11 protein-coding genes and 2 pseudogenes are annotated in these 20,556 nt (G+C 45.3%); 8 read left to right on the forward strand and 5 right to left on the reverse strand.

Annotation, left to right across the window (positions count from 1 at the left end):
- Nucleotides 1–78: 78 nt before the first annotated feature.
- The 4 genes from QZ135_RS21345 to meaB all read left to right on the forward strand — a co-directional run bounded on the left by QZ135_RS21345 (nucleotide 79) and on the right by meaB (nucleotide 12,194).
- A complete protein-coding gene (locus QZ135_RS21345) occupies nucleotides 79–3,297 on the forward strand; it encodes a PL29 family lyase N-terminal domain-containing protein (RefSeq protein ID WP_294614272.1) in 3,219 nt (1,072 codons plus the stop codon).
- 763 nt (nucleotides 3,298–4,060) lie between these two features.
- Complete coding sequence (locus QZ135_RS21350) at nucleotides 4,061–9,853, forward strand: alpha-2-macroglobulin family protein (protein WP_294614275.1); 5,793 nt, start codon at nucleotides 4,061–4,063, stop codon at nucleotides 9,851–9,853.
- 152 nt (nucleotides 9,854–10,005) lie between these two features.
- Complete coding sequence (locus QZ135_RS21355; RefSeq protein ID WP_294614277.1) at nucleotides 10,006–11,079, forward strand: DUF1573 domain-containing protein; 1,074 nt, start codon at nucleotides 10,006–10,008, stop codon at nucleotides 11,077–11,079.
- A 14-nt stretch (nucleotides 11,080–11,093) separates the two neighbouring features.
- The gene (gene meaB, locus QZ135_RS21360; RefSeq protein ID WP_294614299.1) at nucleotides 11,094–12,194 is read left to right on the forward strand and encodes a methylmalonyl Co-A mutase-associated GTPase MeaB; all 1,101 of its coding nucleotides are present in this window, start codon (nucleotides 11,094–11,096) and stop codon (nucleotides 12,192–12,194) included.
- 104 nt (nucleotides 12,195–12,298) lie between these two features.
- On the opposite strand, the gene QZ135_RS21365 is transcribed toward meaB, so the two are convergent.
- Together QZ135_RS21365 and QZ135_RS21370 are read right to left on the reverse strand one after the other, a co-directional pair.
- Nucleotides 12,299–13,210 (reverse strand): DMT family transporter, encoded by a 912-nt coding sequence (locus QZ135_RS21365; RefSeq protein WP_009131745.1) that lies wholly within the window; start codon nucleotides 13,208–13,210, stop codon nucleotides 12,299–12,301.
- 173 nt (nucleotides 13,211–13,383) lie between these two features.
- Nucleotides 13,384–13,512 carry a hypothetical protein gene (locus tag QZ135_RS21370; RefSeq protein WP_294614282.1) on the reverse strand — a complete coding sequence of 43 codons (129 nt, stop codon included), beginning with the start codon at nucleotides 13,510–13,512 and terminating at the stop codon, nucleotides 13,384–13,386.
- Between the two features lie 31 nt (nucleotides 13,513–13,543).
- On the opposite strand from QZ135_RS21370, the gene QZ135_RS21375 reads away from it, so the two are divergent.
- The 4 genes from QZ135_RS21375 (at nucleotide 13,544) to QZ135_RS21390 (ending at nucleotide 17,618) form a co-directional block, all read left to right on the forward strand.
- On the forward strand, nucleotides 13,544–14,374 hold the full coding sequence (locus QZ135_RS21375; RefSeq protein WP_294614285.1) for an ATP-binding protein: 831 nt from the start codon (nucleotides 13,544–13,546) through the stop codon (nucleotides 14,372–14,374).
- A 4-nt stretch (nucleotides 14,375–14,378) separates the two neighbouring features.
- Complete coding sequence (locus tag QZ135_RS21380) at nucleotides 14,379–15,380, forward strand: DUF4435 domain-containing protein (protein ID WP_294614288.1); 1,002 nt, start codon at nucleotides 14,379–14,381, stop codon at nucleotides 15,378–15,380.
- Between the two features lie 101 nt (nucleotides 15,381–15,481).
- Complete coding sequence (locus QZ135_RS21385; RefSeq protein WP_294614290.1) at nucleotides 15,482–16,741, forward strand: mechanosensitive ion channel domain-containing protein; 1,260 nt, start codon at nucleotides 15,482–15,484, stop codon at nucleotides 16,739–16,741.
- A 448-nt stretch (nucleotides 16,742–17,189) separates the two neighbouring features.
- Entirely contained in the window at nucleotides 17,190–17,618 is a 429-nt protein-coding gene (locus tag QZ135_RS21390) for an HU family DNA-binding protein (protein ID WP_294614293.1), read from the forward strand.
- A 133-nt stretch (nucleotides 17,619–17,751) separates the two neighbouring features.
- Here the strand turns inward: QZ135_RS21390 and QZ135_RS21395 are convergent, their stop codons facing one another.
- The 3 genes and pseudogenes from QZ135_RS21395 to QZ135_RS21405 all read right to left on the reverse strand — a co-directional run.
- Nucleotides 17,752–18,897: a hypothetical protein gene (locus QZ135_RS21395; RefSeq protein ID WP_294614302.1), complete on the reverse strand. Its 1,146-nt coding sequence runs from the start codon at nucleotides 18,895–18,897 to the stop codon at nucleotides 17,752–17,754.
- Nucleotides 18,898–20,118 (reverse strand): annotated as a pseudogene (locus QZ135_RS21400) (hypothetical protein); the annotation flags it as partial.
- Nucleotides 20,119–20,191: 73 nt separating this feature from the next.
- Nucleotides 20,192–20,556, reverse strand: a pseudogene (locus QZ135_RS21405) (TonB-dependent receptor); the annotation flags it as partial.

Raw genomic sequence — 20,556 nt, forward strand, 5'->3', positions numbered from 1 at the left:
AATTCTTTGAATGTTAACGGATTTAACGAGATTTTATTACCTATAAAGTAACGGTCCAAAAACGGCGAAGATTAACGTATGAACTTTTATTATTCTTTATTTTTTAAATTTATAAATTTAAAGTTTTTTATTATGAACAAAAAAATTCTAAGTGCAATCCTGTTTGGAGCTTTAATGGTAGGCTTTACAGGAACGTTTACGTCTTGCAAGGACTACGATGACGACATTAGTAACTTGCAGGGGCAGATTGATGCCAACAAAACGGCCATTGATAAAATCAATGCCTTGGTTAACGGCGGCTCTGTTATTACTGGCGTTACTAAGACGGATAAAGGCGTCACTGTAACATTAAGTAATAATACTTCTTTTGAACTGACCAATGGAGAGAATGGTACTGCCGGTTCTGTTGTGGAAATTGGTGAGAATGGAAATTGGTGGATTGACGGTAAAGATACCGGTAAACCATCTAAAGGTGACTCTACCTCTGGAGCAAATGCACCTACCATTTATTATGAACCGGGTACAACTGGCAGTGAAGATGGTTTCTGGATCAAGGTGACTATTGCTGATGGAAAAACAACAAGAGAAAACACAAACTCTTCTTGGGTAACTAAAAGCACAATCACTGTAGCTGAAACAGATAGCCAATACATCATTAAAGGACTGAAAGATGCTAGCGGTAAGGAATATGGTGATTTAGCTTTAAATAAATATTCTGCTTTGTTTGTATCTTCATTAACTTATATTCCTTCTGTAAAGAGTGACGAATTGGGAGATATCGTATTCTTACCTGTTATCGGTACTGATTACAACTCTACCAAAAGCGCCGCTGTTTATGAATACAACTTGGCTAACACGAAATTCGCAACAACTTTGGTTGATGGTTGGGCAAACTTTGATTATCAAGTAAATCCGGGCTCTGTAGATCCGAGCAACTATGAAGTTGTAGGATTTACAATGCAAAGTACTTGGTACAAGGCCATGACAAGAGCTGCTGCTACGACATTGAATTTAGGCAAGATTACTTCAAGCAAGACTGGTGCTTTGACTGTAAAAGCTAATGCAAAAGACTTTGCTTTGTATTCTACAAACGTTGAATCTGCATGGAATAATCCAAGTGTATATGCTAACGTTCCTGCTGGTACTAGCAAACATGACTTCAATAACCCTGCAGGTGTAGTTGAGGAATCTCCTTATAGTGATGATATTTTGGCTGCAAACACTGCATCTCTTCGTGTTTCTAACAAGAATGAAGATGAAGCTAACATCAATGGTAGTTCTGTTGATGCTCCCTATGTAGCTGTTGCCAGAATGGTTGTTCCTCAGGAAGAAACGGCTATTGCTTTGAATGTTACTAAGTCATATATCGTAACTCCGGAAGCTGATAGAACTGCTGCTGGTGAAAAGACATTGGACACTCCTAATTTGAAAGAATTGTCTCAGATGTATACTAAAGCAGAAGCTAATGTACAATCTTATTTAGCAAATATACCTGTTCTTTTGGATGTTCCTTTTGCTGGTACTACTGACTTGAATGAATATGTAGAGGGTATCGCTCGTGAATTTATGACATCTACTGGCTTCACATCGAAGAAGAGTCAGTATTTGTTGGAGGATTTGAACTTTGATGCTCCTACTTTCAAATTTACTTTAGAAAGCTTCAAACAAGCTGAAGTTGACCAGACTACCAGATACTTGAAACTGGAAGATGGTGTAGTTTCATTCGATCAGGAAATAACTGCAGCCATCAATCGCGAACCGGTTGTTAAAGTTCAGATGTATATCGGCACAACTTTGGTTATGACTAAGTTGTTGAAGATGAAAGTTATTAATATGGTTCAGGGTACATTGAATTATCCGACATATGACTTGGGTACTAAGACTTTAGGATGTCAACCGTTAGTAGGTATAGCAAATCAAACCTATCATTCATACAATAACCAGAATTATTCTCCGGTTAATGAAGTAGTTGATAATAAACTTGCTTTTGATTTTGACCCGGTATTCAATAAATTGGGTATGAGCAAGAGTCAATTTGTTAATACGTATAATTCGGCATATGTTCCGAAGTTTACAAAAGACGGGGTTGCTTATACCGGACTTAATATTGGTGTTAATACTTTATTTATTAACGGCTCTGCAACTAGCCAAAATAATTATGTATATTATGCATTAGATAACACATTACTTCCTGGTGAGTATGAAATTGAGTTGCATTTTACTACTGGAAGTGAAACAGTTGCTTATAAGGATATTTATGTAACTGCTAAGGTTGTTATCGTATTGCCGACTATTACTGCACCGCGTACCACAATTTATTGGTCAAATGAGAATACGGCCGAATTGAATGTAAATGCTCCTGAAACAGGTTATACTCCTAATGAATGTATCTTCAAGTCTGAGTTGAACTCATTGTTCAAGACTACAAACAAGGTTCTTGATTTGACATTCAACCCGGCTGCACCGACTGCAGGTGACTATGACTGTGTACAGACTAAGTACAGATTTACTGCTGATACTAAGGTTCTGAAAGCTGATGGTTCAAGCGCTGGTGCCGTAACCTTCGACAAGACAACTGATGATCGTCTGATTGTATATGTTGGTGGTGTGGAAGTTGCTAAACTTAGTGCTCCGACAGCAACTGGTCAGACTATTGAGTTGGTTGAAAATGCAACAGTTAAATCATTACTGAGCACTGGTGCACTGAAGATCACTAATCTTAACCTGATTGCAGAAGGCTTGTCTGAAGATATCTTGGTTAAGAAGTTTGATGTAAACTTCTCAAGACCATTGACTTTGGCAGAAGCTGCTGTTAAGAGCTTCAAGGATGCTCAAGATATGGGTGATGACTTGAAGTTAACTGATATCATTGCTTTGACTGACTGGAGAAATAAAGCCGTTGTAATTGATGGTGCTAAAACTACTAATCTGGAAGAGTTCTACGCCGTTGAATACTTCTCACCTGCAATGTTTGTCAACACTAATGGTTTGCTGGATAACAGTAAGATCTATACTAACTTGAAGAAGAATGCCGCAGGTGACTATGCACCGGATAACTCGATTACAACTTTGGCTCAGGCTGTGGCAAATAAGGTTATGCTGCCTGATTATACCAAGTTGACCGTTAAGGGTACTACTACTGCTGCTTCTTCAACAGACAGTGATTGGGTATTGAACTATAAGACTAACATGTCTACTTTGCTGGAAACTTACTACATGTGGGTTCCTGTAACTGTAAGCTATAAGTGGGGTACAGTAACTGGATATGTTAAGATTGCAGTTGACCCGGTTAACTAATTGAAACTTGATCTCCTTAAACTACAGTCTGTAAAAAGACTGTAGTTTACATGGATGTTAAATCAATAATCTAAATGAAATGTGCCTTTCGGGGCACATTTCTTATTTAATAGCACAACTACTTTGTGGAGAATAGTCTTTTTTCTGCCACCTTGTCTCTTATCTTGCCATTCTTACCGTTTCCTGCCATTCTTTCTTCTTCTATTTCCTTGTCTGATCTTCTTATTTTTGATATAGATCAAGAAATATGTTATAAAACATGCTTTTTCGTCTATTATCACTTGTTGTCTTGAACAAAGGTCTTATTTTTGTGTTGTAAAACATATAATCAATAGGATAACAAGTTTTTTAAAGGAGGATAACAAAATGAAAATGTTAAAGAAAATTTTTAAGCACATCAGCGAAGCTGATAAGCATGTTTGGGGTTACTCAACTATTTACTAACCCCCTTTTAGATTGTGTGTATTTAGATTTTGATTTTTAGGTATTAGTTTAATTTTTAAGGTTATGAAAAAAAAGATTTTTAAAACATGGAGAAACATTCTCGCCGAAGTAGGTCGGAACGAGATGTTAATGATGGGGTATACCCTAAAGAAGTAAGAAAGCATTTTAACTAGACTTTATGGAGCGAGGAGTACGTCCAGAAACGTATTCCTCGCTCTTTTTATATCCTTCTGAAAGGTTTTTTATATAAAAAACAGCATTTGTTTAAACTTTATTCCTTTCCTTTGTTGTTAGTACAAAGACTAACAGAATAGTATCCATGGAAAGAATTCAAAGAATTTGTAGTTTAGTGCTGCTAGCGGCATTCCTGGGTTGTATGCCCGTGCTGCATGCGCAGTCGTTTGATAAGTTGTGGAAACAAGTGGAGCAGGCACAACAGAAGAGCCTGCCACAAACCGTAATTAAACTGACGGATGAGATATTCCGGAAGGGGGAGAAAGAAAAAAATACCCCGCAGATGTTGAAAGCCTATATGTGCCGGAGAGCTAATCAGGATATGTTGACGCCTGATAGTTTCTATGTCAATCTGCAAGGATTAGAGCAATGGGCTAAGTTGGAAGAGAATACAGTTAGCCGTGCCGTGCTCAATTCGCTGGTAGCTAATATCTATGCCGATTATGCGGCCGGTAACCGTTGGGAATTACGAAAACGTACTTCGCTCGATTTGGAAGGAGATGCCTTGCCGAAGGATATCCGTGAGTGGAGCGGTAACTTGTTTATGCAACAGGTTATGAAATATACCGGTGAGGCTCTGAAAGACTCGGTTGAGCTGCTGAAAACATCCTCACGCAGTTACGTTCCTTTTGTAGTTTTGGGAGATGCAAGTGAGTATTATCACCATGATATGTATCATTTGCTGGCGTCGCGATCCATTGAAGCTTTACAAAACGTGTCAGACTTTGATACGGATACACTTGTGAAAAGTAAAATCATGGACATTTACGGGCAGATGATTCATACCTACCGGAAGATGCCGGATCGGGAGGATGCAGCCGTATTGACCATGTTGGACTACATGAAGTGGCGCAATCAGAGGGAAGATGTATTGCTTCGTCCCCGTGCTTTAAAAGAAGGAGAGAGTGATGCTCCGAACCAATACCTGCGTGCGCTGGATCGTATTATTAAAGATTATGCCAAGCGTGATGTTTGTGCAGAAGTCTATCTGGCTAAGGCGCGTTACTATCGCAATGAACAGCAAAATCAGAAAGCTTTGCAGCTTTGTGATGAGGCTGTCAGACTGTATCCCGATTACAAACGCATTTCGGCGTTGCGCGATTTGAAGGAAAATATCTTGCAGCCCCAGTTGACTTTGAATACAAATAAAATTATGTATCCCGGTGATTCCTTGTCATTGCGGGTTACTCATAAGAATCTGGATGGTTTTACGGTCAACCTGTATCGTACCACTCTGACGGAATCTGTTTCTGATATTCCGGAGATTAACTCTGATTTCTACAAGAAATATACTCGTAAAGTAAAGACGGAGCACTTGCCTTTGACACCCTCGAAAGACTACCAGTTGGCTTCCAGTACGTGCCGCGTCTTGCTGCCTGATGAACCGGGTATTTATGTATTGCAGATTGTGCCTGATGCTAAAGAAGGGAAGAGTTCGGAAAACTTCATTTACCTTACCCGGTTCAAGGTGCTGACGATGGCCCTGTCTGGAAATAATAATGAAGTAGTGGTACTGGATGCCGAAACCGGCAATCCTGTTGCTGATGCCGAAGTCATTTTCTATTCTACCTATTATATAGGAAAGGATAACAAAGAAGTGGAACGGAAGAAAACAGATGCATCCGGTAAAGTAATGTATAAATCGGATTCAAGAATTCGTTCTCTGGTTGCCAGAAAAGGAGCAGACCAGTCAATGCCTCTTCAACGTGTGTCCTCCGGTTCTTTTGTGAGTTGGGGAGATGGTATTGAAAAACCCGTTAATAACTTGAAGTTACTGACTGACCGTTCTTTATATCGTCCCGGACAAGCTGTTTATGTAAAAGGTATAGCTTATACTCAAAAGGGTGATACGGCTGATGTTATCCCGAATATGGTTTATGAAGTGGTGCTACGTGATGTAAACCGCAGGGAGATTTCCCGGAAAGAACTGCGTACCAATGAATTTGGCTCATTTACAACTGAGTTTATGCTTCCCACAGCCTGTCTGAATGGAAACTATATCATAGAGGCTTTCCGTGGTGAGAGAGAAGGTTGGGCGAACATACAAGTGGAAGAATATAAACGTCCGACCTTCGATATTGTATTTGATTCTCAGAAAGCATCCTATCAGGTAGGAGACAGTGTACAAGTGAAAGGTAAGGCAAGTTCATTTAGTGGTGTGCCTTTGCAGGGACTGGAATTGAACTATACAGTTACCCGGAATATTTATTCGTGGTGGCGGGGATATGGAAATGGGGGAACGCCTATCGCGTCCGGTAACGTAACCATAGGCGATGACGGAGAGTTCATCATCCCTGTTCGTCTGAAAGGTGATGAGAATGAAGATAATAAGAATATGTATTATACCTATCGGATAGAAGCAACCGTCACGAACCAGGCGGGTGAAACGCAAACAGCCATGACGTCATTGGCGGCAGGTAGCCGTTCGGTGGTTCTCTCTGTTGATGACGAAGACCGTATCTGCAAGGATGATAGTATTCACCTCACTTTCTATGCGAAGAATCTTAACGGAGAACCGGTAGCTCTGAAAGGAGATTATCGACTGGTGCAGGTAGTGAACGGAGATTCGTTGGTTCGCATCAGTGGTAATTTTGATTCTAATGTAGCAACTTTGTTGCCGGAATGGAAGAATTTACCTTCCGGTGAATATGAACTGCAACTGAAAGCTAAAGACGATCAGGGTAGAAACGTGGACTTTGAAAAGGAAATCGTACTTTTCTCTTATGATGATAATCGTCCTGTGGTGAAGTCCGACGTTTGGTTTTATGCTCGCAATGAAGAGTTTGACACCGGACATCCGGCACAGTTCTGCTTTGGGACTTCCTATAAAGACGCTTATGTGATGCTGGATATATTTAGTGGTAAACAGCGTCTGGATAGCAAGATACTTCAGTTGTCCGACTCCATAGTACGTTTCGATGTTCCTTATTTGGATGCGTATGGTGATGGAATAGAATATCTCTTCACTTTCGTCAAGGATGGCAATGTTTATTCGAAATCCGTAATCTTAAGAAAACGTTTGCCGGACAAGAAGCTGACAATGAAATGGGATGTTTTCCGTGATAAGCTACGTCCCGGACAGGAAGAAGAATGGCATTTGACAATAAAGACTCCGCAAGGCACTCCGGCTGCTGCCGAAATGCTTGCTATCATGTATGATGCCTCTCTGGATAAGATATATCCTAATCGCCAGAGCTTCTTTGTAGATTATTCCCGTTATATACCCAGTATCAGTTGGCGTGAAGGATATACAAATTGGCTGTATTACTCCTGTACTTTCCCGATGAAGAATTGGAAAGTGCCTATGATGATATATGACCGTTTCTATGATACTCAAGCGGCGCTTACGGAGGCAGTAGTGATGGGATATGGGGTTGCACCGAAATCTGTTTTGACAGGTTCTGTACGAGGGATGGCAACTGTTCAGAGCAGGGCTATGGCAAAGAACTCGGCGGATATGGTTGTTGCGGATGATGACGCGGTTCTTGAGGAACATGCGCTTTTTGAAAAAGCGATGGAAGCGCCCGAAATGGCTACAGGCGGAGCTTCCACTGCCGAACTTCGTACTAACTTTGCCGAAACAGCTTTCTTCTATCCGCAACTCCGTACCAATAAGCAAGGTGAAATCTCTTTCTCCTTCACTATGCCGCAAAGCCTGACGCGCTGGAATTTCCGTGGATATTCCCATACGAAAGGCATGCTCACGGGTACGTTGGATGCTTCTGCCGTAACGTCCAAAGAATTTATGCTGTCGCCCAACATGCCACGTTTCGTGCGGGTGGGGGATAAGACGAGTATTGCCGCGACTGTAAGTAATCTGACAGGCAAAGCTTTGAAAGGAACTACTAAATTCATCCTCTTCGACCCGATGACGGAGAAAGTGATTTCCACACAGAGTCAGTCTTTCACTGTGGAAGCAGGAAAGACCGTTCCTGTAACTTTCCGTTTTACCGTGACAGACAAGTACGACTTTTTAGGTGTCCGCATGATTGCTGATGGCGGTACATTCAGTGACGGTGAGCAACACTTATTGCCAGTATTGAGCAATAAGGAATATATTACCGAAACCCTTGCCATGCCGATACGTGGTGAAGAAACCCGTACTTTCTCTCTGGATAGCTTGTTCAATTATAACAGCCGTACGGCTACCGACCGCCGCCTGACAGTAGAGTTTACCGGTAACCCTGCCTGGTATGCCGTTCAGGCATTGCCTACGTTGAGCCAGCCTCGCACTGACAATGCCACAGCCTGGGCTGCCGCCTGGTATGCAAATTCCCTTGCTTCTTATATTGCCAACAGTCAGCCGCGCATCAAAGCCGTATTCGATAGCTGGCGTATGCAGGGGGGCAAGAAAGAAACTTTCTTCAGCCAGTTGCAGAAGAACCAGGATGTGAAGAATATCCTTCTTGAAGAAAGTCCGTGGCTGATGGAAGCCACCACAGAAGCCGAACAACAGGCACGCATCGCCACCCTGTTCGACCTCAATAATCTGGCAAATGGAAATATAACCGCTCTTACCAAGTTGAAGGAACTGCAAGAGACCGATGGTGCCTGGAGTTGGTACAAAGGCATGCCCGGCAGCCGTAGCATGACGGGGTATATAACCGAACTTCTCGTTCGCCTGCCTTTGCTCACCGGAGCCAAGAATTCCAATGATGCCCTTTCCATGCAGCAGAATGCTTTCAACTATTTGCATCAGCAGGCATTGGAAGAATACAAGAATATCCGTAAAGCTGAAAAGAATGGTGCCAGGATAACTGCCCTTTCATACCCGGCTATGCAATATCTCTATCTGATAGCTATCTCCGGTGAGAAAGTTCCCGCTGCCAATGAAGTTGCTTACCGCTACTTCCTTTCCAGGGTCGGCAAGAATTTGGGCTCAAATGCTATGGGCATTAAAGCGCAGTCTGCCATCATTCTGCAAAAGGCAGGTCGTACGTCCGAGGCAAACCAATTCATTGCCTCCATCAAAGAGTATCTGGTGCAGACAGATGAGCGGGGGGCTTACTTTGCTTTCAATGAAAAGCCCTTCCTTTGGGGAACTCAGCCAATTTCTGTTCATGTAGAGGTAATGGAAGCCCTGCGTATGGCAGGTGGCAACGATGCACTGGTAGAAGAAATGAAACTCTGGTTGTTGAAACAGAAACAAACTACAAGCTGGAATTCGTCAGTGGCAACAGCCGATGCCATTTATGCATTGCTCTGCCAGGGCAGCGATCTGTTGGCATCCCGTGGTGATGTACGCATTGTGCTTGGCAATAAAGTACTGGAAACATACAGCCCTGCCAAAACCACCGTTCCCGGTTTGGGATATATCAAGGAGAGCTTTGCACAAGGCAGCCCTGAATTGCGTGCCAAATCCATTACGGTGGAAAAACGGGATGCAGGCATTGCCTGGGGCGCAGTCTATGCACAATACCTCTCTCCGATTTCCGACGTGAAACAACAGGGAGGCGAACTGGCAGTAGAAAAGAAACTCTACGTAGAGCGCACCTTGCCCGGCGGAAAGGCAGAATTGAAGCCGGTTACTGCTTCCACCCGTCTGAATGTAGGTGATAAAGTAGTTTCCCGCCTGACGATACGCCTCGACCGTGCTATGGACTTCGTTCAGTTGAAAGACCAACGCGGCGCTTGCTTCGAACCGATGAACTCCGTTTCCGGTTATCGCTGGAATGGCAGAACAGGTTATTATGTGGAGATTGAAGACGCTTCCACTAATTTCTTCTTCGACAGTTTGAGTAAAGGCGTATATGTGCTGGAATATAGTTATCGCGTTGCCCGTAGCGGCCAGTATGAAGCCGGACTGGCAACCATACAATGTGCTTATGCACCCGAATATGCCGCTCATTCGGCATCCATGAAAGTTGATGTAGAATAGTATTGCATACAGAGACATAGAAGCGCGGGGTTCTTTTCAAAATATGAAAAGAACCCCGCGTATCTGTATATAATACAAGAAATTTTAAAACAGGCTTTTAGGAACTCTCATTTAAAACACCTACTTTTGTGCATCCTAAAAAAGAGAAACGAATGAAACGAACCCTGATATGTATATACGCGCTTGCTGCCGTAGCACTTACTGCCACGGCACAACCGCGCTTTTCGTCCAATAAAGAAACGCATAGCTTCGGACAGGTAGAATGGAAACACCCCGTCAGCGTGCAGTACGTCATCACCAACACGGGCGACCAGCCTCTGGTGCTTACCGACGTAGACCCTTCCTGTGCTTGTTCCGTAGCCCAATGGACGCAGACACCCATTGCCCCCGGCGATAAAGGTACTATCACTGTGGACTTTGATGCGAAAGCATTGGGACACTTTGACAAGTCCGTAGCCGTTTACACGAATGCAGAGCCTAATCTGGCTTACCTGCACTTCACGGGTGAGGTGGTGCGTGAGATAAAAGACTTTACGAATGCCTACCCTTATCTGATTGGTCAGATACGCATTGACAAGAACGAAATAGATTTCCCTGATACCCACCGTGGTGAGAAACCTGTGATACGTATCGGTGTGGTGAACCAGTCGGACCGTTCATACGAACCCGTGCTGATGCACCTGCCTTCTTATCTGGACATGGAGGTAGAACCCAATGTGCTTCAAAAAGGTGAGAGAGGTCTTATTACCTTGACTCTTAACACAGAGAAGTTGATAGATCTCGGATTGACTCAGTCGTCCGTTTATCTTTCCCGTTTCACAGGTGATAAGGTGAGTGACGAAAACGAGATACCGCTTTCTGCTATCCTATTACCCGACTTTTCCGGTCTTTCTGTCTCAGATATGGCTAATGCTCCCGTTATCCGTCTTTCGGAAACAGATATAGACCTGAGTGCTTTGCTGGCAAAGAAGAATAAGGTGAAACATGATATACAACTCACCAATGCCGGACGTTCTCCATTGCAAATCAGTAAATTGCAAGTGTTTAATCCCGCTTTGGGGGTAGGTTTGAAGAAGAGTGTGTTGCAGCCGGGAGAAACTACCCGTTTGCGTGTGACAGTGGATAAGAAAAATATAGCCAAGAAAAAACGGCACCTGCGCATTCTGATGATAACGAATGACCCGACTCAGCCGAAAGTGGAGATTAATATTAAGGCAAAAAACTAAAATCATAAATCATGATGGAACATCCTGAAAACAATGAATCCTATAAAGGACTGGTTGTCAATGCAGGCATTGAGCAACCTTCATCTGTCAATCCCTATCGTCGTCTGAAACCGAAGAAACGTCAGCTTTCAGTAGCAGAGTTTGTGGAAGGTATCATAAAAGGGGATGTAACCATTCTGAGCCAGGCGGTGACTCTGGTGGAAAGTGTGAAACCCGAGCATCAGGCGGTGGCGCAAGAAGTTATTGAGAAGTGTCTGCCTTATTCGGGAAATTCTGTCCGTGTAGGCATCAGTGGTGTGCCGGGAGCTGGAAAGAGTACTTCCATCGATGTTTTCGGTCTGCATGTATTAGAGAAATATGCCGGTAAACTGGCGGTACTTGCCATCGACCCCAGTAGCGAACGTAGCAAAGGCAGTATCCTGGGAGATAAGACGCGTATGGAGCAGCTTTCCGTTCATCCCAGTTCTTTCATTCGCCCCAGCCCATCGGCAGGTTCTCTTGGTGGTGTGGCTCGCAAGACGCGTGAGACGATTATTCTTTGTGAGGCGGCAGGCTTCGATAAGATATTTGTAGAGACTGTAGGTGTGGGACAAAGCGAGACGGCAGTACACTCTATGGTCGATTTCTTCCTGCTTATCCAATTGGCAGGTACGGGCGATGAACTGCAAGGCATCAAACGCGGCATTATGGAGATGGCGGACGGTATCGTCATCAATAAGGCTGACGGTGACAATCTGGATCGTGCCAAACTGGCTGCAACGCAATTCCGCAATGCATTGCATCTGTTCCCTGCTCCTGAATCAGGATGGACGCCGCAGGTGATGACCTATTCCGGTTTTTATAACTTGGGAGTGAAGGAAATCTGGGATATGATTTATGACTACATTGTCTTTGTGAAAGAGAATGGTTACTTTGACTACCGCCGTAATGAGCAAAGCAAATACTGGATGTACGAAAGCATCAACGAACGTTTACGTGATAGTTTCTATCATAATCCTGCTATAGAGGCGATGTTGACAGACAAGGAACAACAAGTCTTGCAAGGCAAACTCACCTCCTTTGTGGCAGCGAAAAGTCTTCTTGATACGTATTTCGGAGAACTGAGAAAGAGTTAGCTACAAGCTATATAAGCTACGAGCTACATAAGCTACAAGCTACAAGTGCTGCGCAATCATACCGAATGGCACTCGTAGCTTGTAGCTTGTCACTTGTAGCTACTTCACACCTCTTTCCCCGCCTTTTCAAAGTCCGCCTTCGATTTACTCTTCGTTACGATATATACTCCAAGGAACACCAGGGCGATAGCAGCTCCTTTTTCCCAACCGAATACTCCCAGTCCCATGATAATGGCGGCAATGGAGGCCACGATAGGTTGCATGTAGTTATACATACTTACTACTGTCGGTCGCATCAGTCTTTGGGCGGTCATAATAAAGATATAAGCAAGGAAACTACCTCCCACAACCACATACCCCACTTGCACGAATGCAGCCGTAGAGATTTCCGCCCACTGAATACTTGCCACATCATGATAAGAGAACGGGATATAACACATGGATGCATACACGAACATCCACTTATTCAGCGTGACAGGTGAGTATTTCTGTGACAAGCCTTTGAATACAGTCAGATAAATGGAAAAGCTGATTTGTGCAACCAGACAAAGCAAATCCCCGATAATACTGCTGTTACCACCACCCGCAGTCTGGCTACTCATAATAAGTATCAGAGCTCCCATGGCACCCACAAAGATACCCAGCACTTTCAGATTTGTAACCGGCTCTTTTAGATAAATAGCCGCTATTATCATGGTTACGATGGGCAGAGTCGTCGTCACGATGGATGCATCAATGGGCGAAGTCATTGAGAGCCCGAAGATATAAACCCCTTGGTTGAATACCAGGGCAAAGAGTGATGCAAAGAATATCTTCAGCATATCCCGATGATCCACATGTTCGCGTTTACAGAAAGCCGACAATAGCCAGAAACAGGCCGCTGCGCCCACCATACGGAACGTAGTTACCGACAAGGCCGAAAACTCCATAAGTGCAGATTTGCCGATAGGAGCCATTAGTCCCCATAAAATATTGGCAGTCAGGGCGAATATGTGCCCTTGTACATTCTTGTTCATACTCTTTTCGCTTTTGAGGATGCAAAAGAACAACTATTTTTTGAAACAAGGAAGTCTTTTCGGTTTTATATATTTGTGGTGAAGTCATTGAGAGGCTTCTTATTGCAGTTAAGTATATCCTCACAATTACTTTGTATTTTGATAGTATCTCTGGAACCTTTACCAATGTCGTCTTACGAAGCCGTCTGGGCGGCTCCATTTATCTTGATACCTCCTATAGGGATGGCGCTCGTTTTTGCATAGATTTGCTTGTCGAAGAGTGAATTTTCTATCCGGAGGGCGTGGAAATCAGAGATTATCACGTATATTTGTTTCTGATTAAAAGTAAGAACTATGGAACAACAAGCCAATTACATCCAGCGAATCGAGATACACGGGTTGTGGGACCGTTATAACATAGCCTGGAATCTGCGTCCCGATGTCAACATTCTTTCCGGCATCAATGGAGTAGGGAAGACTACCATCCTTAACCGTTCCGTCCATTATCTGGAAGAACTTTCGGGCGAGATAAAGAACGGTGAAATAGAAGGTGTACGTATCACTTTCGACCGTCCCGATGCCACTTACATCCCTTATGACGTCATTCGCAGCTACGACCGCCCCTTGATAATGGGCGACTTCACTGCCCGCATGGCCGACCCGAATGTCAAGTCTTATCTCGACTGGCAACTCTACCTCTTGCAACGTCGTTACCTCGACTATCAGGTCAACATCGGCAATAAGATGATAGAACTTCTCTCCGGTGATGAAGAACAGCGTGCACAAGCTTCCTCCCTATCCATCCCTAAACGGAAGTTCCAGGACATGATGGACCAGTTGTTCAGCTACACCCGCAAGACCATAGACCGCCGCAGCAACGAAATCATTTTCTATCAGGATGGCGAACGCCTCTTGCCTTATAAGCTTTCCTCCGGTGAGAAACAGATGCTTATCATTCTTCTCACCGTACTGGTGCGTGATGATGCCCACTGTGTCCTCTTCATGGACGAGCCCGAAGCCTCCCTGCACATCGAGTGGCAACAGAAGCTCATCAGCATGATACGCGAACTGAATCCCAACGTGCAACTGATACTTACCACCCATTCCCCCGCCGTCATCATGGAAGGCTGGCTGGATGCGGTGACGGAAGTTGATGAAATTTCTTCAGTTATAACTAATAACTAAAAAAGTGGCTACTTCTTTAAAACATAATCTTACCTCCGCCTACTTCAATGCTGCCAATAAGCTCTATCCTAAAAAAGCCCGGCGGCGCATTGTGGCTTATGTGGAAAGTTACGACGATGTAGCTTTCTGGCGAACGTTGCTGGCGGAGTTTGAGACAGATGAATATTATTTCCAAGTGATGCTGCCTTCGGCTACTTCCCTTGCGAAAGGGAAGAAAATGGTGTTGATGAATACGCTGAACACTGCCGAACTGGGCAAAAGCCTGATAGCCTGTGTGGATAGTGACTACGATTTCCTGTTGCAAGGCAAGACGAGCGTTTCCCATAAGATAAACAGTAGTCCCTATATATTCCAGACGTATGCCTATGCCATCGAGAACTTCCATTGCTATGCCGAAAGCCTGCATGAAGTCTGTGTGCAAGCCACGCTGAATGACCGTAAACTGATAGACTTCCCTGCTTTCCTGAAAAGCTATTCGCAGATTGTTTATCCGCTTTTCCTGTGGAATGTTTTCTTCTACCGCAGGCGCGATACATCCACTTTCCCGATGTACGACTTCAACGCCTGCACGCGCTTGCAAGAAGTCAATGTGCATCACCCCGAACGGACGCTGGAACCTGTGCAACGTGCCGTTTCGGCAAAACTCTCCGAACTGCGTAAGCGCTTCCCGCAGTATATAAAATCTGTGGACAGTCTGACCACAGAGCTGGACAGGCTGGGGCTGAACCCTGATACAGCTTACCTCTACATACAGGGACACCACCTCATGGACAGCGTTGTGATGAAACTTCTCATTCCCGTCTGCACCGTGCTGCGCCGCGAGCGCGAACAGGAAATTAAGCGCCTGGCCTCCCACAACGTACAGTTCCATAACGAGTTGACCAGCTATGAGAACAGCCAGGTCAACGTCAGCCTGATGCTGAAAAAGAATAGCGGATATAAGAACCTTTACTTGTATCAGTGGTTGAAAGAAGACATAAGAGACTTTCTGGAAAAAGAGAAGTAAAGGAGGATTGTGCGGAAAGTGCCGTATGCGAGGTTGTGACAGCTTTCCGGAATGCACAAAAGAATTCCTCCTCTATTATTAATAAATAAACCCTTAGTATCATGAGTATTGTACAACAAATCAATGAAGGACTTCAGACATTAGGTTTCAGCCAGTCATTGGCCGATCAGTTAGACCAATTTATAGCTTTTCTGGGAGTACTCCTGGTGGCTTATTTGGCAGATGCCGTTTGCCGGAAACTACTGTTGAAAGTTGTTTCGCGTTTGGTAAAACAAACTAAGGCCACTTGGGATGACATCGTTTTCGACCGTAAGGTCATGGTGCATCTAAGCCGTATGGTGGCGCCTATTCTTATTTATATCCTGATTCCTCTGGCATTCTCCGATGCGGAGTCGGCAACGCTTGTGCTTATTCAGCGCTTCTGCCTTATCTTCATCATTATCATGTTCCTCAGCTTTATCAGCGCCCTGCTTACAGCAGTTTATACCGTTTACAGTGAGAAGGAACAGTTCCGCGACCGACCTCTGAAAGGACTTTTGCAGACGGCACAGGTCATTATCTACTTTATTGGCGGTATCATCGTTGTCAGCATACTGATAGACCGTTCGCCCGGTGTATTGCTCACCGGTCTGGGAGCTTCGGCGGCTGTGTTGATGCTGGTATTTAAAGACAGTATCATGGGCTTCGTCTCCGGTGTGCAACTCTCTGCCAATAATATGCTGAAAGTGGGTGACTGGATTACCATGCCCAAGTATGGTGCAGATGGTGATGTAATAGAAGTATCACTAAACACGGTGAAGGTGCGCAACTTCGACAAGACCATCACTACCATTCCCCCTTACCTGCTCGTGAGCGACTCTTTCCAGAACTGGCGCGGCATGCAGGAGAGTGGCGGACGCCGCATCAAGCGTTCCATCAACATCGATATGAACAGCGTGAAGTTCTGTACCCCCGAAATGCTGGCTAAATATCGTAAGATACAACTCCTGACGGACTATGTGGAACAGACGGAAGAAGTGATAAAGGAGTATAACAAGGAGCACCACATTGATAACTCCATCCTTGTGAACGGTCGCCGTCAGACGAATCTTGGTGTCTTCCGTGCTTATCTGAACTGTTATCTGAAAAGTCACCCCGGCGTAAATCATGATATGACCTGCATGGTGCGTCAACTTCAGCCTACCGACCATGGCATTCCGTTAGAACTTTACTTCTTTTCTTCAACCACATCCTGGATACCTTACGAGGACTTGCAGTCTGATGTCTTCGACCATCTGCTGGCTATTATTTCCGAGTTCGACCTGCACGTGTTCCAGTCACCATCAGGAGATGACTTCCGGAAGACAATACTGAAGGAGTAAAAAACTCTTTTATATATATGCGAAAAATCCTGCATACTGATAACAATCGCAGTTTGCAGGATTTCTGTTAATTCCTGAGTCAACAATCAGGCTTTGTTACTAAAGACTCTGTCGGCTATATACTCTATACTCACAAAGCATACTTATTCATTGCATTTCTCATTAGGACTTAGTACCTTTGAGTCCTACTTTGAAAGGTCATAATATCCCCATCTTTTCCCAAAAAACATCCCCATGTTTTGGGGTAAAACATCCGGGTGTTTTGGGTGAAAACATCCCCATGTTTTAGGGTAAAACATCCGGGTGTTTTCGGTATTCAATCCTAAAGTGATATATGTTAAGTCCTTATGTGCGGGCTGTCAAGCATAGGTGTGATGGCTGTTAGGTATAGGTGCGTATGACTTAAAGCATTGATAATAAATTAATAATAAAGAAAAAGAAGAAAGACATGACAATGAATTATGTAGTCCGCAAGAAGGTGGACAAGAGTAAGGGTGAAGAAGTGGTGCGCTACTATGCTGCTTCGAAGGTGTTACAGCCGGAACCGGTGAGCAACGAGGAGATTGCAAAACGACTGGCCGAAATCAGTTCGTTGCAGGTGGGCGATGCACAGTCCGTGTTGGTACAGTTGCCGGACATTATTGCCGACTTCCTTGCCAGTGGGCGTACGGTAAACATCCGCGGATTGGGCAACTTCTTTCCCGCCATCACCAGCGAACCAGTGGAACGGGTGGAGGACTGCACGGCGGACAAAGTGCGCATATCGCGCATTTGCTTCAAGGCGGCGGGCAGTTTCATGAAACGTATCTATAAGAATCTGGATTTGTTTAGTTTCCAGGTGCGGGAGTTGAAGAAGGAACAGAAGAAGAAAGGCTAAGAGTTACAAGTTACGAGTTACAAGTTACGAGCTACAAGCTACGAGTTGCGGGCTACAAGTGGATTTCGGCACACAATGTGCAGCCACTCGTAGCCCGTAGCTCTCTTCAAGAGTGATGTGTGTTTCCTGTGTATTATTGTTTGAGCCAGTTACCATTGGTCCAGGTGTCGCCTGCCTTCACTGCGCCTTTATATTCGGCTTTGGTGAAGAAGCTGTCGGCACTGAGGTCTTTGCCGCCATCGAGCGTACCTTCGTAGAGGTTCTCCCAAGTGAAGGTTTGTGAAGCAAGATTGCCTGTTGCAGTTGTAAACATATTGTTGGTGTAGATGCCTTCTTTGGAAGAGACTGTTCCACTGATGGCTACATATTCTATTTTGGAGATGCCGTCTTTCAGGGCATTCTCTGTTTCAGCAGTCTCTACGCTCAGAGGTAATCCTTTGCCGGTGATGAGCGTGTTGTAAAGTTTCACCTGGGTCCCGGCACGCAGGCGTACACCTTGTTTGCTGCCACCGTTGCCTATCAGTGTCAGGTTGGCAAGGATGGGGTGTGCCACCGGGCTTGCGGCAAAGTTGGTTCCGTTGTTGTCACATTCCAGCAGACAGTCGCAATCGTATCCCAGTGTTTCGGCTGATTCCTGGTAGGCAACGAGGAACTGGGCTTTACCGTTCCAGCCTTCGGTCCAGTCGAAAGAGTCGTCGCTGCAATTGGTGGATACGCAATACTTCACGTTCACCGAGCCGCCGAAGAATTCAAAACCATCGTCCGAGCCCATATAGGCCTGGCAATATTCTACCGTAGTGCCGTTGCCCACGCCGTAGAAGGTGAAACCGTTGGCTTCGTGTTCTTCGTCGAAAGCATATCCGCTGTACTCAATGCGGATGTATCTCAATGTACCGGAGTTGTCGCTATCGTTGTTGCCACCGTAAACGGCACCGCCTATTTCCGAGCTACCTGTGCCTCCGGCTGCATTGGTATGCGCATATCCGCAGATGTGGATACCGCCCCAGGCTCCGGCTTCTTTCTTTTCGGAAGTCATAATGATGGGCTTATCGGCAGTTCCCTGTGCATCTATTTTGGCACCTTGTTCCACGAGGATGTAGTCCACAATGTCATCGTGCTTGGCGATGATGGTTACACCCGGTTCGATGGTGAGGGTTGCTCCGTTCTTAATCTTATATTCTCCGGTCAGGTAGTAAGTCTTTCCGGCTGCCAGGGTTGTGCTGTTGGTCACTTCACCTTTCAGTTCTTCGGGGGCTTCGCCTGCAACACCGCTTTTCAAAGTCCAGCCCTGTGTCCAGTCGTTGTTGGCGGGTACTGCGCCTTGGTAGGCGGCTGTGGTGAAAAAGCTGTCGCCGCTGAGGTTCTTGCCGCCTTCGATAGTGCCTACGTAGTGATCGCTGAATGAAAAGCTGTAATTGATGGTGTTGTGGTTGCCGTCTTTGACGAACTCGGTGGAGGAGTATATGCCTTCTTTACAATTGATGTCGGTGGCAAGGGTGATGTATTGTAGTTCGGAGCTGCCGTCCATCAGACTGTTTTCTGTCTCTGTGGTTTCGGTGGTGAGACATTTGCCTTTGCCCTTCACGATGGCGTTGTAGATTTTGGCTTTTGTTCCGGCACGCAGGCGGATGCCTTGTTGCGCTTCGCCGTTGCCTATCAGTGTCAGGTTGGCAAGTGTGGGGCAGGCCACGGGCGTTGCGCCGAAGCTCTTGCCGTTGTTGTCGCACTCCATCAGGCAGTCGCAGTCGTATTCCAGTTCGTCTTTGGGACTTTGGTAGGCAACGAGGAACTGGGCTTTGCCGTTCCATCCTTCGGTCCAGTCGAAGGAGTCATCGCTACAATCGGTAGATACCAGATACTTCACGTTTACGGAGCCGCCGAACCATTCGAAACCGTCGTCCGAGCCCATGTAGGCTTGGCAATATTCTACGGTTGTGCCGTTACCTACGCCGTAGAAGGTGATACCGTTGGCCTCGTGCTCTTCATCGAAGGCATAGCCGGTGTATTCTACGCGGACGTAGCGCAACGTTCCGGAGTTGTCGGCATCATTGTTGCCGCCGTAAGTTGCGCCTCCTATTTCGGAACTGCCTGTTCCGCCTTCGGCATTGGTGTGTGCATATCCGCAAAGGTGGATACCCCCCCAGGCTCCCGGTTCTTTCTTTTCAGAAGTCATGATGATGGGATTGCCGGCCGTTCCCTGAGCATCAATTTTGGCGCCTTGTTCTACGAGGATGTAGTCCACTACGTCGTCATGTTTGGCAACGATGGTGACACCTGCGGGGATTTTCAGGGTGGCTCCGTTCTTTACGTGTATGCCGCCGCTCAAAGTATAAGTTTTTCCTGCTTCCAGTTCCGTATTGCTTTCGATGTCTTTCGTCAGTTCATACTTGTTGTCTTCATCGCCGCCGCCAGTGTCGGGTTCGTTATCGGTACACGCGGTGAATAAGGTCAGGCTTGCCGTGAGGGCGAGACTCATGAATTTCCAATTAATTGTTCTCATAATTTAATTGTTTGAAATGATAAAATAAGAGATAATATGATTGTTGTTATTATGTTCGCTTCTTAATGACTCTTTACAGGTTGTAGCTGAAGCCGACTTCAAATCCTGTACCTTTCCTGAAGCGTTCCACTTCCACCTTCTCTCCGGTGGTGGGCACTTCCTGCTTGAAAAGGATATCCTGGTTCAGGAGGTCGTTGACTTGTAACTTCACCGTGAGGCGCTTGTTGAAGCGGTAACTGCCTGTGAAGTTCAGCGTATGTACAGGTTGTTGTTTGATGTCTCCCAGTCCGGAGATACCTACGGAGTGGATGCGCGGGCCTTGCAGGTTGTAGAGCAGGGCAATGCTGAGCTGCCGTTCTTCGCTAAAGCTTGGTGAGTAGGTGAGGTCTGCATTCGCCAGGTAGGGCGATGCTCCCTGCAAGGCACGCTGGCTGTTGG

The organism is uncultured Bacteroides sp. (assembly GCF_905207245.1).
GTDB lineage: Bacteria > Bacteroidota > Bacteroidia > Bacteroidales > Bacteroidaceae > Bacteroides.

Excerpts from the sequence above, each read along its gene's own strand:
- QZ135_RS21345 (WP_294614272.1), top strand. The coding sequence starts at position 79 with ATGAACTTTTATTATTCTTTATTTTTTAAATTTATAAATTTAAAGTTT.
- QZ135_RS21350 (WP_294614275.1), top strand. The coding sequence starts at position 4,061 with ATGGAAAGAATTCAAAGAATTTGTAGTTTAGTGCTGCTAGCGGCATTC.
- QZ135_RS21355 (WP_294614277.1), top strand. The coding sequence starts at position 10,006 with ATGAAACGAACCCTGATATGTATATACGCGCTTGCTGCCGTAGCACTT.
- meaB (WP_294614299.1), top strand. The coding sequence starts at position 11,094 with ATGGAACATCCTGAAAACAATGAATCCTATAAAGGACTGGTTGTCAAT.
- QZ135_RS21365 (WP_009131745.1), bottom strand. The coding sequence starts at position 13,210 with ATGAACAAGAATGTACAAGGGCACATATTCGCCCTGACTGCCAATATT.
- QZ135_RS21375 (WP_294614285.1), top strand. The coding sequence starts at position 13,544 with ATGGAACAACAAGCCAATTACATCCAGCGAATCGAGATACACGGGTTG.
- QZ135_RS21385 (WP_294614290.1), top strand. The coding sequence starts at position 15,482 with ATGAGTATTGTACAACAAATCAATGAAGGACTTCAGACATTAGGTTTC.
- QZ135_RS21390 (WP_294614293.1), top strand. The coding sequence starts at position 17,190 with ATGACAATGAATTATGTAGTCCGCAAGAAGGTGGACAAGAGTAAGGGT.